Here is a 13,899-nt window from a genome sequence, read left to right on the forward strand (position 1 = left end):
AGTGAAAAGAATATGTTAACGGTTTTTATGGAGTATAAAGTAAGTCCAGATTTCATTCAATTGTATGAGTCTCAAATGGATTCTGTTATCAATGAGCTTAAAGCTAGTGGTGCTTCTGATATTCAATGGTACAGAGCGGCAGATCAGCCTTCATTATATGTTGAATGTTTCCAAGTTAACGATCAAGCAACATATGATACGATTAAAAAAAATCGAACATCTCTTCAGCATCCTGTTTTTTCAATCCTTGACGAATGTGTAACAGGAGGGTTAGAAAAAATCCATTGCTGGGCGTTTGAAAAGCTAAACACTTCCCTCAATGATTCATATGTGAAACAATTTCAAGACCATTTGTTAACTTGGTATAACGAGAACAAACGAACATTGCCTTGGCGAGAAAATCAAGACCCTTACCGTGTCTGGGTCTCTGAGATTATGCTTCAACAAACAAGAGTAGACACGGTCATTCCTTATTTTGAACGATTTACTCAACTGTTCCCAACGCTGCAAGACCTCGCTTACGCGGATGAAGAAAAAGTCTTAAAAGCATGGGAGGGTCTAGGTTATTATTCCCGAGTTCGAAACTTACAAACCGCAGTAAAAGAAGTATGCGAATCTTATGGAGGAAAAGTACCGAATACGCCAAAAGAGATCGCTGGATTAAAGGGAGTTGGCCCTTATACAGCAGGAGCGGTCCTTAGCATCGCTTACGGTATTCCAGAACCAGCCGTGGATGGTAATGTTATGCGTGTTTTATCCAGAATTCTATTGATCGAAGAAGATATCAGCAAACCAAAAACGCGTGTACTTTTTGAAAAAGCAGTAAGGGAGCTGATCTCACACGAAGATCCATCTTCTTTTAATCAAGCATTAATGGAGCTAGGTGCACTAATATGCACGCCGAAATCACCAGCTTGCTTATTATGTCCGATGCGAGAATTATGCAGAGGGTTTGAGAGTGGAAGACAAGCTGAACTTCCTGTAAAGTTAGGAAAAACAAAAGTTCGTAAAGCGAAGATGACTGCAGGTGTTTTGTTAAATCATGATGGGGAAATTCTCATTCACAAAAGACCATCTGAAGGATTGCTTGCTAACATGTGGGAATTTCCGAACACCGAGTATGTTGGGGAGCACAAAGATGCAGAGGTTGAGGCATTGGTTGGATATGTACAAGAACAGACGGATTTTGGAGCGGTTGTAGAGGAAAAAGCAGGATACATTGAGCATGTGTTTTCTCACTTAAAATGGGAGATTCAAATATGGCAGGGAAAAATTGAAAGTGAAGATGATTTGGAACAGCTGCCTGCTGATTGGAAATGGGTCCGTGTAGATGAACTTGAAAATTATCCATTTCCTGTCTCACATCAAAAAATCATTCTGCTCATAAAGGAGGCGTTAATCGTATGAATTTAGATCTTGAAGGTAAAGTTGTGCTTGTTACAGGTGGATCTAAAGGGATCGGTCAAGGTATCGCCCATGCCTTTTTAGAAGAAGGTGCAAAAGTGGGGATCGTCGGTCGTAACTTGGCTGATCTCAAAGCTGCTCAAAAAGAAGGGATCGAAATTTTCCAAGGTGATGTAACGATTGCTGAGGATCGTGAACGAGTGATGGATGATTTCGTTACGAAGTTTGGAACAATAGATGTCTTGGTTAACAATGCAGGTGGGAGCAATGGTTCTTCTGTTATGGAGACAAGTATGGAGCAGTTTGAGGAAGCCATGCATTTGAATTTTTTATCAGCAGTCGATCTGAGTAAGAGAGCGGCAGCGATGATGAGCGGGAAATCTGACGGCGGTGCTATTATTAATATTTCCTCTATTTTTGGCCGCGAATCGGGTGGTAAGCCCACTTACAATGCGAGCAAGGCCGCGATGATTTCCTTCACAAAGTCATTTGGTGATGAGATGATCAAGAAGGGAATTCGAGTAAACGGCGTTGCCCCTGGCTCGATCTTGCATGAAACAGGAAATTGGAAAAAAAGATTGGAACAAGATCCAGATAAAATCAATTCGTTTGTGGAAGAACATATTTCTGCCGGACGATTCGGGACAGTAGAAGAAGTATCCAACGTTGTGGTGTTTTTAGCTTCCAAAAAGGCATCATGGATCGTTGGAAGTACGCTGAATGTAGATGGCGGACAGTCTTATAGTAATTTTTAGTACTTCTTTGAAAGAAAACAAGCCCCTGCTGAGTGCAGGGGCTTGTTTTTGTTGCTCGTCCAGCGGCTGTTAAGCACGCTGGACGGGCGATTCCCAGGGTTTATGAGCGATTCCCAGGGTTTATGAGCGATTCCCAGTCAATCAGGAAATCAATCGTACTTAACCTCAGTCCCATGCGTCCAATCGGCTTCATCCCGTTTCATACCGCCTCTTGCTTCGATCTCTTTAATGATCTCGCGGTGCAGGCTTGTGCCCTCTTCGTTTAAATAAGGAGCTACCTGCTGCAAGGAGTGGTGAAAATAAGCGAGCTCTGCATCCTTCCAATCGGTCTTACTCGTCATACTTAATTCTGTCATATCTCGTCCTACATACATGAGTCGTTCCTCCTTTATCAAGAATTCGTTATGGTTTCATTTATCCCCTATATCCCAATGTTTTAATACTGGAAATATCTAATAAAAAAAGTACTTATAAAAAAGCATGGCCCCGGGTAAATTATATTTCGTGGAGGTGAAAAACATGGACAAACAACAAAAACAACAACAACAACAAGCTCGTCAAAAGCAACAAAACGCTCAACAACAACAAGCTGGTCAATCTTACGGGACTGAATTTGCTAGCGAAACTAACGCTCAAGAAGTTCGCCAACAAAACCAACAGTCTCAACAAGGTAAAAACCAACAACAAAAATAACCTCTATCCAGGAATGCTCCCTAATCACTAGGGAGCATTTTTTGGTTTGTCTTCATTTTTTTATCTAACATTCACATGAAGTACATACGTTTTCTAAACAAGACCGATGGGAATACTAGTGACGAGTGGAATTATTTGAAAAAAGGCGCTTTTATGAAAAAAACAGGGACAAGTACATTTCCAAACTATTCTTAAAACGATATAATAAAGAAGAGAAAAAAAGCGTGTGTAATGAAAGAAAGTAATGATCGGGAATCAAAACATTGAAAAAAATGAAGAACGAGGTTTATTAATGGAGCTGGTGAATTACCGACAATTGGTTAAAGAGGAAGGAGAATTAACAATTCAATAGGTAACATTAGCTTCCGGAACTCGGGCAGAAAGGAGAGAGAGATGAGTTTTCCTGCAACCGGAAGTATAATCAATATTCAAAGCTATAAGCATAACGGTTATCTTCATAGAAATTGGGAAGATACGGTTATTTTGAAAGGGACTCCTAGTCAGGTGATTTGCGGTAACGACCGGATTCTTGTTACTGAATCTGACGGACGTCAATGGCGCACTAGGGAACCGGCCATTTGCTATTTTAACGCGAAGCAATGGTTTAACGTGATCGGAATGATACGAGAAGACGGGATTTATTACTACTGCAACCTAGGCTCACCATTCATGTGGGACAAAGAAGCCTTGAAGTATATTGATTATGATCTTGATATAAAAGTATTTCCAGACGGAACTTATATCTTATTGGATGAAGATGAATATGAGCTGCACAAAAGAATGATGAGGTATCCGAGTCAGCTTGATACGATCATAAAGAAGAACCTTCAAGAACTAATCTTGATGGTCACACAAAAAAAGGGACCGTTCGAACCTGGATTTGTGGAACAATGGTATGAAAGATATTTAGAATTCCGATAAAAAGGAAAACCTGTTGAAGAGTCAACAGGTTATCCTTTTTTTATCTTTGGTTAACTTGGCGCTTGCCAAGTTTTCTTTTTATGAAGGAAAGAATGGTGAAATTAAATGGATAGTATTAAACGTTATTTGATATTCGTAAAGCCGTACAAGTGGCAAATTTTCTGGACGATCGTAATCGGTTTAGCTAAGTTTGGTATTCCGTTATTAACGCCTCTAATTTTAAAATATGTTGTAGATGACATCATTCAGGTCTCATTGCCGATAGATGAAAAGTTGAACAAACTTTACTGGCTCATGGGTGGGGCAGCTCTCATATTTGTAGTGCTTCGTCCGCCGATCGAGTATTGGAGGCAGTATTATGCCCAATGGGTAGGAACAAAGGTTTTATATGACATTCGTGATAAGATGTTTGACCATATACAGCGCTTGAGCCTCCGTTTTTATTCGAACAACAAATCGGGTGAAGTAATTTCGAGAGTCATCCATGATGTTGAGCAAACAAAAACGTTTGTCATTACTGGTCTAATGAATGTATGGCTAGATATGGCCACGATTATTATTGCCGCTGCCATCATGTTCTCTATGGATTTCTGGCTGACTGTCGTTGCCCTATCCATGCTGCCGGTCTACGGTTTCTCGGTAAAATTCTTTTATGCCAGACTTCGTCAACTAACGAAAGATCGTTCACAAGCTCTAGCTGAAGTACAAGGCCACCTGCATGAACGTGTTCAAGGTATGTCAGTGATTCGAAGTTTTGCACTCGAAGATCATGAGCAGGTACAGTTTGATAAACGAAACCGCAACTTCTTAGACCGTGCAATGGATCATACAAAATGGAACGCGAAAACATTCTCGGTCGTAAATACCGTAACAGATATTGCACCGCTTCTTGTCATTGGATTTGCTGCGTATCAAGGTATTCAAGGAAACATTACGATCGGTGCGCTAGTTGCATTTGTTGCGTATATGGATAGACTATATAACCCACTGAGACGACTAGTGAATTCATCTACAACACTGACACAATCGATCGCGTCTATGGACCGGATGTTTGAGTTTTTAGATGAGTCCTATGATATTGAAGATTCTCCACATGCCAAGCCCTTAGAATCCGTAAAAGGGAAGCTTGATTTCGAGAATGTATCGTTCACTTATAACGAGGAAGAAGCTGACGTACTACATAATGTTTCCTTATCGGTGGCAGCAGGTGAAACGATTGCTCTAGTGGGGATGAGCGGAGGCGGTAAATCTTCGTTGATCAGCTTGATCCCGCGCTTTTACGACGTTTCAGAAGGAAGCATCAAGCTGGACGGAACAGATATCCGTGATTTTAAAGTGCGCTCTCTAAGAGACAACATCGGTATGGTTCTTCAAGATAATATTCTTTTTAGTGAATCCGTTCGAGCGAATATTCTTATGGGTAATCCAGAGGCTACTGATGAAGAGATGATTGCGGCTGCAAAAGCAGCTAATGCACATGAATTTATAATGAACTTACCTGAAGGTTATGACACGAAGATCGGTGAACGTGGAGTGAAGCTATCTGGTGGTCAGAAGCAGCGTGTGGCTATATCGCGTGTCTTTTTAAAGAATCCACCGCTTCTTATTTTAGATGAAGCAACTTCCGCACTGGACCTTGAGAGTGAACATTTGATACAAGAAGCTTTAGAAAAACTTGCAAAAGATCGAACAACGTTCATTGTGGCTCACCGACTTTCCACCATAACTCATGCAGATCGAATCATCGTGATCGATCATGGCAGAATCGTAGAAATTGGTAATCATAAGAAATTGATGGAAAAACAAGGTGCTTATTACGACCTTTTCATGGTTCAACAATTAAATTAAGATCGTCCGAGACCGGCAGAGATGCTGGTCTTTTTTCGTTTAAATGTAGATAGATATCATACGAAAGAACTACAACATAAGACATATTTGTCGATTATTCTGAAAATTAAATATTGTCAAATTGTCAGAGTAGTGTCATAATTCTCAACAGAGAAGTAATATTCTAGGAAATTTGGCAGCTTAGAGAAAGGAGTGAAATCTCATGGGAAATCCAGTTCTAGAAGTGAAGAACTTAAGAACTTCTTTCCTTACAGACGATGGCGCAATCCCTGCTGTGGACGGTGTTGATTTCCACGTTAATCCTGGTGAAGTGCTAGGGATCGTAGGAGAATCGGGCTGCGGTAAAAGTGTGACATCACTATCCGTAATGGGACTTGTACCTACACCACCTGGGAAAATTGAAGGAGAGATTCTCTTTAAAGGTGAAAATCTTGCTTCAGCACCAGAAAGAAGGATGCGGCAAATTAGAGGCAATGAAATCGGGATGATCTTTCAGGAGCCGATGACAAGCTTGAACCCGGTTATTACAATCGGTGAGCAGCTTATTGAATCACTGCGCATACATAGAAAATGGTCCAAAAAAGAAGCGATGGGTAAAGCCATTGAGATGCTTAAGCTGGTGGGACTTCCACGAGCAGAGGAACTTGTAAAAGAATATCCTCATCAATTATCAGGAGGTATGCGTCAGCGTGTCATGATCGCCATGGCTATGATCTGTGACCCTAAACTTCTGATAGCGGACGAGCCTACTACTGCTTTGGATGTTACGATTCAAGCCCAAATCTTAGACTTGATGAAACGATTAAACAAAGAAACAGACACCGCCATCATGATGATCACACATGATCTAGGTGTCGTGGCAGAGATGTGTGAGCGAGTCGTTGTTATGTACGCTGGAAAAGTGGTCGAAGAAGGTGAAGTGAAAACCATCTTCCAAAATCCGAAACACCCTTATACGGTAGGGTTAATCAGATCCGTACCAGACATGAGGGAGAAGGTCGGCCGTCTATATTCTATTCCAGGAAACGTACCAAAACCTGGTTCGATCACCACAGGTTGTTCGTTCGCACCGCGTTGTGAGCATGCAGGAACAAGGTGTATATCCGAAACTCCTCATCTTAAAACTCAAGAAGGCAGTCATCAAGTCAGATGCTGGCTTTACGAGGACGGGAAAGGAGTGAATCTGCATGAGTCAGACACAGCCATTAGTTAAAGTTGAAAATTTAAAGATGCACTTTCCGATTAAAGGCGGAATACTGAGCAAGACCGTTGGCGAAGTAAAGGCAGTAGACGGAATCTCTTTTCACATAAAAAAAGGAGAGACCCTAGGCCTCGTAGGAGAGAGCGGATGTGGTAAGTCCACGACAGGACGCATGCTCCTTAGACTTTTAGAACCTACTGAAGGAAAGATCTACTTTGAAGGTGAGGATATAACCAAACTATCTTCAAGTGAGATGAGAAAGAAACGCCGCGAGATGCAGATGGTGTTTCAAGATCCTTTTGCTTCCCTTAACCCGCGTCATACGGTTGAGAAAATTTTAGAAGAGCCGCTAATCGTTCATGGTGTAAAAGATAAAGCGGAACGAAAAAGACGAGTAAAAGAACTGCTTGAAGTTGTAGGACTCTCTAGCTGGCACGCGAAGCGATATCCTCATCAATTTTCTGGAGGACAAAGACAGCGTATCGGAATCGCACGTGCACTTGCCGTGAATCCGAAACTCATTATCGCGGACGAGCCAGTATCTGCACTGGATGTTTCCATCCAATCTCAAGTACTGAACCTTTTACAAGATCTTCAAAAAGAGTTCGACCTTACGTATCTGTTTATCGCGCATGATCTTGGTGTAGTCCGCCATATCAGTGACCGAGTGGGAGTTATGTATTTGGGTCATATCGTAGAGCTTGCGGATAGTGAAAAGCTTTATGATGATCCGAAACATCCATATACACAAGCTCTTTTATCAGCCGTTCCAATTCCAGATGTGGAGCACCGGAAAGACCGTGTCATCCTGCAAGGAGATGTACCGAGTCCTTCAAATCCTCCTGCTGGTTGTCCATTTCACACACGTTGCCCTGCAGCGATGGATCATTGCGGAACCGTAAAGCCTGTTTTAAAAGAAGTTGCTGAAGGCCACTACGCTGCCTGCCATCTTTACGAATAACGGCAGACACGTACATATAAACAAAGGCACAACTAAAATGAGAACTGGGGGAAAGAAGATGAAGAAAAGTTTATTAACTTTATTTGCTTTAATGCTTGCTTTATCTCTTGCGTTGGCAGGGTGTTCATCAGGCGGGGATAGCAGCAAAGGTGGAGACGACGATAAAGTCGATCCGAACAATGTCATGATCTACGGTCGTGGCGGAGATTCTGTTGCACTTGATCCAGCTGTTGTTACTGACGGTGAGTCTTTCATCGTAACAGAGCAAATCTATGAGCCGCTTGTAAACTATGGAAAAGATAATACAGATATCGTTGAAGGTCTTGCTAAGAAATGGGAAGTTTCTGAAGATGGCTTGACGTATACGTTTGAGCTTGAAGAAGGTGTAAAATTCCATGATGGCGAGAAGTTCAACGCTGATGCGGTTATCAAGAACTTTGAGCGTTGGGCTAAGAGTAAAGACGAAGAGAAGTTCTATTACTACAAATCTATGTTTGGTGGCTTTGAAGGTGACGAAGGTCACGTGATTGAAAGCATAAAAGCTGATGGCGAATATAAAGTAGTGTTTAAGCTTAAGCGCCCTCAAGCACCGTTCTTAAAGAACATTGCAATGAGCCCGTTTGCTATCGCAAGTCCTAAGTCATTAGATGGCGACAAGCTAAGCAAAGAGCCAGTTGGAACAGGTCCTTTCAAATTTAAGAGCTGGAAGCCAAACGATACGATCGTTCTTGAGAAGAACGCTGACTATTGGGTAAAAGATCTTCCAAAACTTGATGGAGTAACATTTAAAGTAATCAAAGATAACTCTTCTCGTTTAAATGCGTTAACAAAAGGCGAGATCGATCTCATGGATGGTTTGAACCCATCTGATATGAAAAAAGTTCAAGATAACGGCAAACTTCAATTGTTTGAGCGTCCTTCTATGAACGTTGGTTACCTAGGATTTAACGTTGAAAAAGCTCCATTCGACAAGAAAGAAGTTCGTCAGGCGATCAGCCACTTGATCGATAAGCAAGCGATTATCGACAACTTCTTCGAAGGAACTGCAGAGCCGGCTAAAAACCCAATGCCTCCTTCAATCAATGGTTATAACGATAGCATTCAAGACCGTGAGTACGACGAAGCTAAAGCTAAAGAACTTTTAGCAAAAGCAGGTGTACCTGATGGCTTCAAGATGGACCTTTGGGCAATGCCTGTAGCACGTCCATACATGCCAAATGGACAAAAAGTTGCTGAAGCAATCCAAGCGAACCTTGCAAAAGTTGGAATCGAAGCTAACATTGTAACGTTTGAGTGGGGTACGTACCTTGAAAAGACACGTAATGGTGAAGCACCGGTATTCATGCTAGGTTGGACTGGTGATAACGGAGATGCAGATAACTTCCTTTACACATTACTTGATAAAGACAACATTGGATCTAATAACTATTCTCGTTACACGAATGAAGAAGTTCATAAGCTATTACTAGAAGCGCAATCTACTCCAGATGAAGATACGCGTGCTGAACTTTACAAAAAAGCACAAGAGATCATTCATGAAGATGCTCCTTGGGTACCGCTTGTTCACTCTAAACCGCAATTAGCAGGTGCTAGCAAGATTAAAGGATTTGTTCCTCATCCTACAGGTTCACAATCTTTTGGAGACACATCTTTCGAATAAAGTATGGCGGGGAGTATGGAGCAGATCATCCTGCTCCCCTTTTTTTTGCACCATGAGAAAATAAGTTAACTCGCAATCTTTACAGAAAGAGGTGACCAGATGTTTGCCTATACGATCAGACGGTTAGCAACACTAGTCCCAGTATTATTAGGGATGACATTTATTGTTTTCATGATGATTCGTGCTATACCGGGGAACCCAGCACAGTTAATTTTAGGGCAACAGGCGACACAAGAAGCCATTGAAGGATTAACAAGAAGGCTTGGCTTGGACCAGCCCTGGTACACGCAATTTTTTGCTTATATTAAAGGATTAATTACAGGAGATCTAGGTGTTTCTTTAAAGACCAATGTTCCGATCTCTGAGGAAATTTGGCCGTATCTAGCAGCAACAATGGAATTAGCTTTTATTGCAATGATTATTGCAATCGTAGTAGGAGTGAATGCAGGAATCATTTCTGCATGGTTTCAAAACTCGTGGTTTGATTATTCAGCCATGGTACTCGCACTGATCGGTGTTTCGATGCCTATTTTCTGGCTGGGGTTGATGGAACAGTATGTGTTCTCCATTCAATTAGACTTATTGCCTACTACAGGGCGGGATAATATTCGTGTTCCGGTTAATCCGATTACCCACTTATATCTAATTGATACACTCATTCAGGGTAGGTTTGACCAATTCACTGAAGTAATCCGCCATCTCATTCTGCCAGGTGTAGCACTAGGTACAATCCCTATGGCAATCATCGCAAGGATGACGCGATCCAGTATGCTTGAGGTCATGCGTTCAGATTATATTCGTACTGCTCGTGCAAAAGGAATGAAAATGTTTTGGGTAGTGTACAAGCATTCTTTGAAAAACGCAATGATTCCAGTTGTTACGGTTATCGGGTTGCAAACGGGACTTCTACTAGGAGGAGCAATCTTAACTGAAACAATCTTTGGATGGCCTGGAATCGGAACGTATATATATGATGCAATTTCCTTCAGGGATTATCCTGTTATCCAATCAGGAATCCTTGTGGTCGCTACCATTTTTGTATTAATTAATCTTCTCGTAGATCTGCTGTATGCAGCGATCGATCCGAGAATTAAATTTAAATAAGGAGGAATAAGAGCATGTCAGAACAACTAGCTAAATCAACACCTCCATTAGTTCCGCAACATGTGCCAGCTCCAGTTGAAGACAAAGTTATTTCTCCTTGGAAAGAAGCATGGAGGAATTTTAAGAAGAACAAAATCGCTCTTGTTGGGCTATCTATCGTTTCATTTTTTATAATTCTAGCTATATTTGCTGATCTAGTAGCTCCCTACCATTACAGAGACGGAAATTTGGCAGACAAACATATTTCACCTTCTGCTGAACACTGGTTTGGTACCGATGAATTCGGTCGAGATATTTTAAGTAGAATCATCTACGGCGCAAGAATTTCCCTATGGGTAGGTTTCTTTTCAGTAGCAGGATCAGTGATCATAGGTTCACTATTGGGTATCATAGCTGGTTATTATGGAAAATGGATTGACGGTATCATATCCCGCATTTTTGATATTTTGCTCGCATTTCCAAGTATCTTACTTGCCATTGCCGTAGTATCTGTACTTGGGCCATCATTAAAAAATGCGTTGATCGCGATTGCCATCATTAATATTCCAACGTTCGGAAGGCTATTACGATCCAGGGTACTAAGTGTAAAGGAAGAAGAATATATAACTGCTGCTCGAGCTATAGGTATGAGTGATTTCAGGATATTAATCCATCACATCTTGCCGAACAGCTTAGCTCCTATTATCGTTCAAGGAACACTTGCGATAGCAGCAGCTATAATCGAAGCAGCTGCTCTCGGATTCTTAGGAATGGGTGCACAGCCACCAACTCCAGAGTGGGGTAAGATGCTCGCAGATTCAAAAGACTTTATCATTCAAGCGCCATGGACTGTATTGTTCCCAGGCTTAGCGATCATGCTCACGGTACTCGGATTCAACCTGATGGGTGACGGTCTGCGTGATGCACTAGATCCACGGATGAAGAGTTAGAGATTAGTTGTAGATGAGGAGTCTTGGCTTTGGCCAGGCTTCTTTTTTATGTGGTTTTTTCTAGGAGGGGGGTTAGGTTATAGAGTCTAGTTCGATTTGTACCTATTGAGGGTAGATTTAACGAACGTAGAAGGTGATATGCTTGGCTGCTCGATTGTAAATTTAAATACCATGCAAACTCATAGTTTGATATGTGATTTGATATTAATAGTGCGTAATCTTGAAGAGCTTCAATATGCGCAGTTTTTGATGAAGTATTACAAGTAGAACAATGCCATTTCCCCCAAATGTAGTTCATGATGGAGTGAGGACAAGTGGGACAAAAAACCCCTTTTGAGAGTTCATTCTTATTTACTTGGAAAAGCTCACAAATATCTGGATCGTACGAGGAGCTTAACTTAAGGAGAAGTCTTGCTAGTTTTTTAACTTGTTTTTGAGTAATAATCGACTTTGGATATTTCTGTAACAGAGTTTCATACTTTTGCTGTAAACTCGAACTCTTAATTACTTTCTCATTAGCTTCTTGGTAACCTGATGCCGCTTCAATAATTGCAGCAGGATGAGTCATAACGACCAGTGTTTCAATAGGTAATAAATTAAGCTTATGTTGTTTCAAGACTCTAGTAAGATGAATTTTTTGGCGAGACACTTGATCGATTGGATTTGGGAATGCCTCTTCTTTTCCGGCATGCGTTCGAATGAATTGAAAGAATTGGTCTTCAAAATAAAGATGACCAGCCATATATTTGATCTCGAGGATTGTAATGAAACTCGGTGTAATAAGAAGAGTATCCATTTGAAAAAAATATTCATCGTCTAATATTCGAAGACCATGTAAGTAAAGAATATCCTTAGGCAGATAACGATAAAAGTATTCGAGTGACTGCTCGCCTTTAAAGCCGGATGAATGGTTACGCAATAAATCCTGAAATTCTTGTTTCTTCAAATGATTGGGTGGAATTCTTTTAACCAATTTAGATAATTTGGTAATAAAAATGGGTGCTTTTCTTTCTTTTTTCAAATGGAACGCCTCCTACTATTTTTGTTAGGATCATGGTACTCCATTTTGCCGCATTCTTACGTTTGGTTCAAAGACCAAGATACCTAATATCAAATTGAAAACCAGTTCAATCCACAAATTTTACCTGTGAATCCACAAGAAATAGTGTTTAATCCACGAGTTTTATCCTTGAATCCTAAAGTTTTCGTGGTTTATCCACGAGTCTACAATCCTAGACATATTTCGACAGAGGCGTAACGAGCACTACCCGGCCACGATTGGTTTAACCCACCACAAACACAAAAAAAACCAACCCTCAAAAAAGGGCTGGCTTCCAATACACAATATTAATCCTCTAACCGCTGATCCAACTGAACTTCACTGTCTTCCTGGTGGTAGTTCTTAAAGCTTTCCACCAAAGTGTTTAAGTGCTCCAATTGGTCTGCGTAATCTATGATCAGGGCGAAGACGGGGAACAACTCGATCCAATCTTCGTTCTCTGGGTTTTTGTAATAGCTCATGATACAGGTCATGAGTGCTTTTTTGTTGATGGCCTCATCCATATCAAGTGTATGCTGCGCACGGATTTTGTCCGTGTACTTCAACAACATTTGTTCATGGAAGTTGGTCAAGCCATCCAGTTTTAATTGAATCAGTTCTTGAAGAGGTTCCGGCATGTTGTTCAACTCATTTTCATGACGGTGAAGGCTCTTCAACAGTTCAAGTGCTTTGTTTGTTGTTTGAATCATCTGGCGGTAAAGAACCAGCTTACGTGTTTTGGTATACTTATTGCTTCTAAAATACGTACGTTCTTCTTTATACAATAAGTAATATTGATCCATCTTAAAGCGGTTTTCTTTTAAGCGTGGCAGATCCTCTTTCAGGGCACTATGTTCTGTAGCATGACGGGTAATCATGCGAATCCATTTTATGATTTCGTCCGTGTGATCGGATATTTTATAATAAAGCTTTGTTTCGTATTTAGGCGGCATGAATACCAGGTTAACTAAGAACGCTGATAATACGCCGAGCATGATCAATAAGAAACGATCGATCGCAAAACCGATAAAATTCTCTGTATGGCTCTCCATAATTACGATTACGGTAACGATGGATAACGGAATTGTTTTCTCGATCTTCATCTTTAAGTTCGCTGCGATAACAAGTACGACAACGAATCCGATAACAAATGGGTTATTGCCTAATAAAATAACAAAAATAATAGCAAAAAGGGCACCAACCACGTTACCTTGAACTTGTTCTAAAATGGTTTGATACGATCTATAGATGGATGGCTGGATCGCAAATGTAGCGGCAATCGCGGCAAAGGCTGGTTGTTCCAATTGAAACAACATCGCTAAGTAGATCGATAAAGAAATGGCTAAACCCGTTTTAATCATTCGGGCTCCTAGTTTCATAACTG

Annotated in this window: 13 protein-coding genes; 10 read left to right on the plus strand and 3 right to left on the minus strand. The window is 41.0% G+C overall.

All coding sequences use genetic code 11. From position 1 onward, the window contains the following. Positions 1-12 precede the first annotated feature (12 nt). Together mutY and HU823_RS18870 are read left to right on the plus strand one after the other, a co-directional pair. Positions 13-1,407 (plus strand): A/G-specific adenine glycosylase, encoded by a 1,395-nt coding sequence (gene mutY / locus HU823_RS18865; RefSeq protein ID WP_255548988.1) that lies wholly within the window; start codon positions 13-15, stop codon positions 1,405-1,407. Continuing rightward, on the plus strand, positions 1,404-2,159 hold the full coding sequence (locus HU823_RS18870; protein WP_197223014.1) for an SDR family NAD(P)-dependent oxidoreductase: 756 nt from the start codon (positions 1,404-1,406) through the stop codon (positions 2,157-2,159). Before mutY ends, HU823_RS18870 begins: the two co-directional genes overlap by 4 nt. 149 nt (positions 2,160-2,308) lie before the next feature. Here the strand turns inward: HU823_RS18870 and HU823_RS18875 are convergent, their stop codons facing one another. Then, positions 2,309-2,533, minus strand: coding sequence for a hypothetical protein (locus tag HU823_RS18875; protein WP_144703871.1), 225 nt, complete (start codon positions 2,531-2,533; stop codon positions 2,309-2,311). Positions 2,534-2,678: 145 nt separating this feature from the next. Between HU823_RS18875 and HU823_RS18880 the strand changes: the two genes are divergently transcribed. The 8 genes from HU823_RS18880 (at position 2,679) to HU823_RS18915 (ending at position 11,476) form a co-directional block, all read left to right on the plus strand. Continuing rightward, positions 2,679-2,852 carry a gamma-type small acid-soluble spore protein gene (locus HU823_RS18880; RefSeq protein ID WP_082861254.1) on the plus strand — a complete coding sequence of 58 codons (174 nt, stop codon included), beginning with the start codon at positions 2,679-2,681 and terminating at the stop codon, positions 2,850-2,852. A 393-nt stretch (positions 2,853-3,245) separates the two neighbouring features. Next, complete coding sequence (gene ntdP, locus HU823_RS18885; RefSeq protein WP_066242704.1) at positions 3,246-3,773, plus strand: nucleoside tri-diphosphate phosphatase; 528 nt, start codon at positions 3,246-3,248, stop codon at positions 3,771-3,773. 105 nt (positions 3,774-3,878) lie between these two features. Next, positions 3,879-5,621, plus strand: a complete 1,743-nt coding sequence (locus HU823_RS18890; protein ID WP_197223015.1) for an ABC transporter ATP-binding protein — start codon at positions 3,879-3,881, stop codon at positions 5,619-5,621. 202 nt (positions 5,622-5,823) lie between these two features. Further along, positions 5,824-6,834, plus strand: coding sequence for an ABC transporter ATP-binding protein (locus tag HU823_RS18895; protein WP_144703866.1), 1,011 nt, complete (start codon positions 5,824-5,826; stop codon positions 6,832-6,834). Next, a complete protein-coding gene (locus HU823_RS18900) occupies positions 6,809-7,783 on the plus strand; it encodes an ABC transporter ATP-binding protein (RefSeq protein WP_197223016.1) in 975 nt (324 codons plus the stop codon). The genes HU823_RS18895 and HU823_RS18900 overlap by 26 nt, the downstream gene beginning before the upstream one ends. 58 nt (positions 7,784-7,841) lie before the next feature. Further along, entirely contained in the window at positions 7,842-9,443 is a 1,602-nt protein-coding gene (locus HU823_RS18905; RefSeq protein WP_197223017.1) for an ABC transporter substrate-binding protein, read from the plus strand. Between the two features lie 99 nt (positions 9,444-9,542). Beyond that, complete coding sequence (locus HU823_RS18910) at positions 9,543-10,547, plus strand: ABC transporter permease (protein WP_197223018.1); 1,005 nt, start codon at positions 9,543-9,545, stop codon at positions 10,545-10,547. 14 nt (positions 10,548-10,561) lie between these two features. Continuing rightward, positions 10,562-11,476 (plus strand): ABC transporter permease, encoded by a 915-nt coding sequence (locus HU823_RS18915; protein WP_144703854.1) that lies wholly within the window; start codon positions 10,562-10,564, stop codon positions 11,474-11,476. Positions 11,477-11,522: 46 nt separating this feature from the next. On the opposite strand, the gene HU823_RS18920 is transcribed toward HU823_RS18915, so the two are convergent. Further along, positions 11,523-12,497 (minus strand): nuclease-related domain-containing protein, encoded by a 975-nt coding sequence (locus HU823_RS18920; RefSeq protein WP_197223019.1) that lies wholly within the window; start codon positions 12,495-12,497, stop codon positions 11,523-11,525. A gap of 326 nt (positions 12,498-12,823) precedes the next feature. Then, complete coding sequence (locus HU823_RS18925) at positions 12,824-13,894, minus strand: FUSC family protein (RefSeq protein WP_197223020.1); 1,071 nt, start codon at positions 13,892-13,894, stop codon at positions 12,824-12,826. Between the last annotated feature and the right edge of the window lie 5 nt (positions 13,895-13,899).

The sequence above is a fragment of the Fictibacillus sp. 18YEL24 genome (genome assembly GCF_015903855.1).
Classification (GTDB): domain Bacteria; phylum Bacillota; class Bacilli; order Bacillales; family Fictibacillaceae; genus Fictibacillus; species Fictibacillus phosphorivorans_C.

Coding starts and splice junctions, on each gene's coding strand:
- ntdP (WP_066242704.1), top strand. CDS start 3,246: ATGAGTTTTCCTGCAACCGGAAGTATAATCAATATTCAAAGCTATAAG.
- HU823_RS18875 (WP_144703871.1), bottom strand. CDS start 2,533: ATGTATGTAGGACGAGATATGACAGAATTAAGTATGACGAGTAAGACC.
- HU823_RS18900 (WP_197223016.1), top strand. CDS start 6,809: ATGAGTCAGACACAGCCATTAGTTAAAGTTGAAAATTTAAAGATGCAC.
- HU823_RS18890 (WP_197223015.1), top strand. CDS start 3,879: ATGGATAGTATTAAACGTTATTTGATATTCGTAAAGCCGTACAAGTGG.
- HU823_RS18915 (WP_144703854.1), top strand. CDS start 10,562: ATGTCAGAACAACTAGCTAAATCAACACCTCCATTAGTTCCGCAACAT.
- HU823_RS18905 (WP_197223017.1), top strand. CDS start 7,842: ATGAAGAAAAGTTTATTAACTTTATTTGCTTTAATGCTTGCTTTATCT.
- HU823_RS18925 (WP_197223020.1), bottom strand. CDS start 13,894: ATGAAACTAGGAGCCCGAATGATTAAAACGGGTTTAGCCATTTCTTTA.
- HU823_RS18895 (WP_144703866.1), top strand. CDS start 5,824: ATGGGAAATCCAGTTCTAGAAGTGAAGAACTTAAGAACTTCTTTCCTT.
- HU823_RS18880 (WP_082861254.1), top strand. CDS start 2,679: ATGGACAAACAACAAAAACAACAACAACAACAAGCTCGTCAAAAGCAA.
- HU823_RS18870 (WP_197223014.1), top strand. CDS start 1,404: ATGAATTTAGATCTTGAAGGTAAAGTTGTGCTTGTTACAGGTGGATCT.
- HU823_RS18910 (WP_197223018.1), top strand. CDS start 9,543: ATGTTTGCCTATACGATCAGACGGTTAGCAACACTAGTCCCAGTATTA.
- mutY (WP_255548988.1), top strand. CDS start 13: ATGTTAACGGTTTTTATGGAGTATAAAGTAAGTCCAGATTTCATTCAA.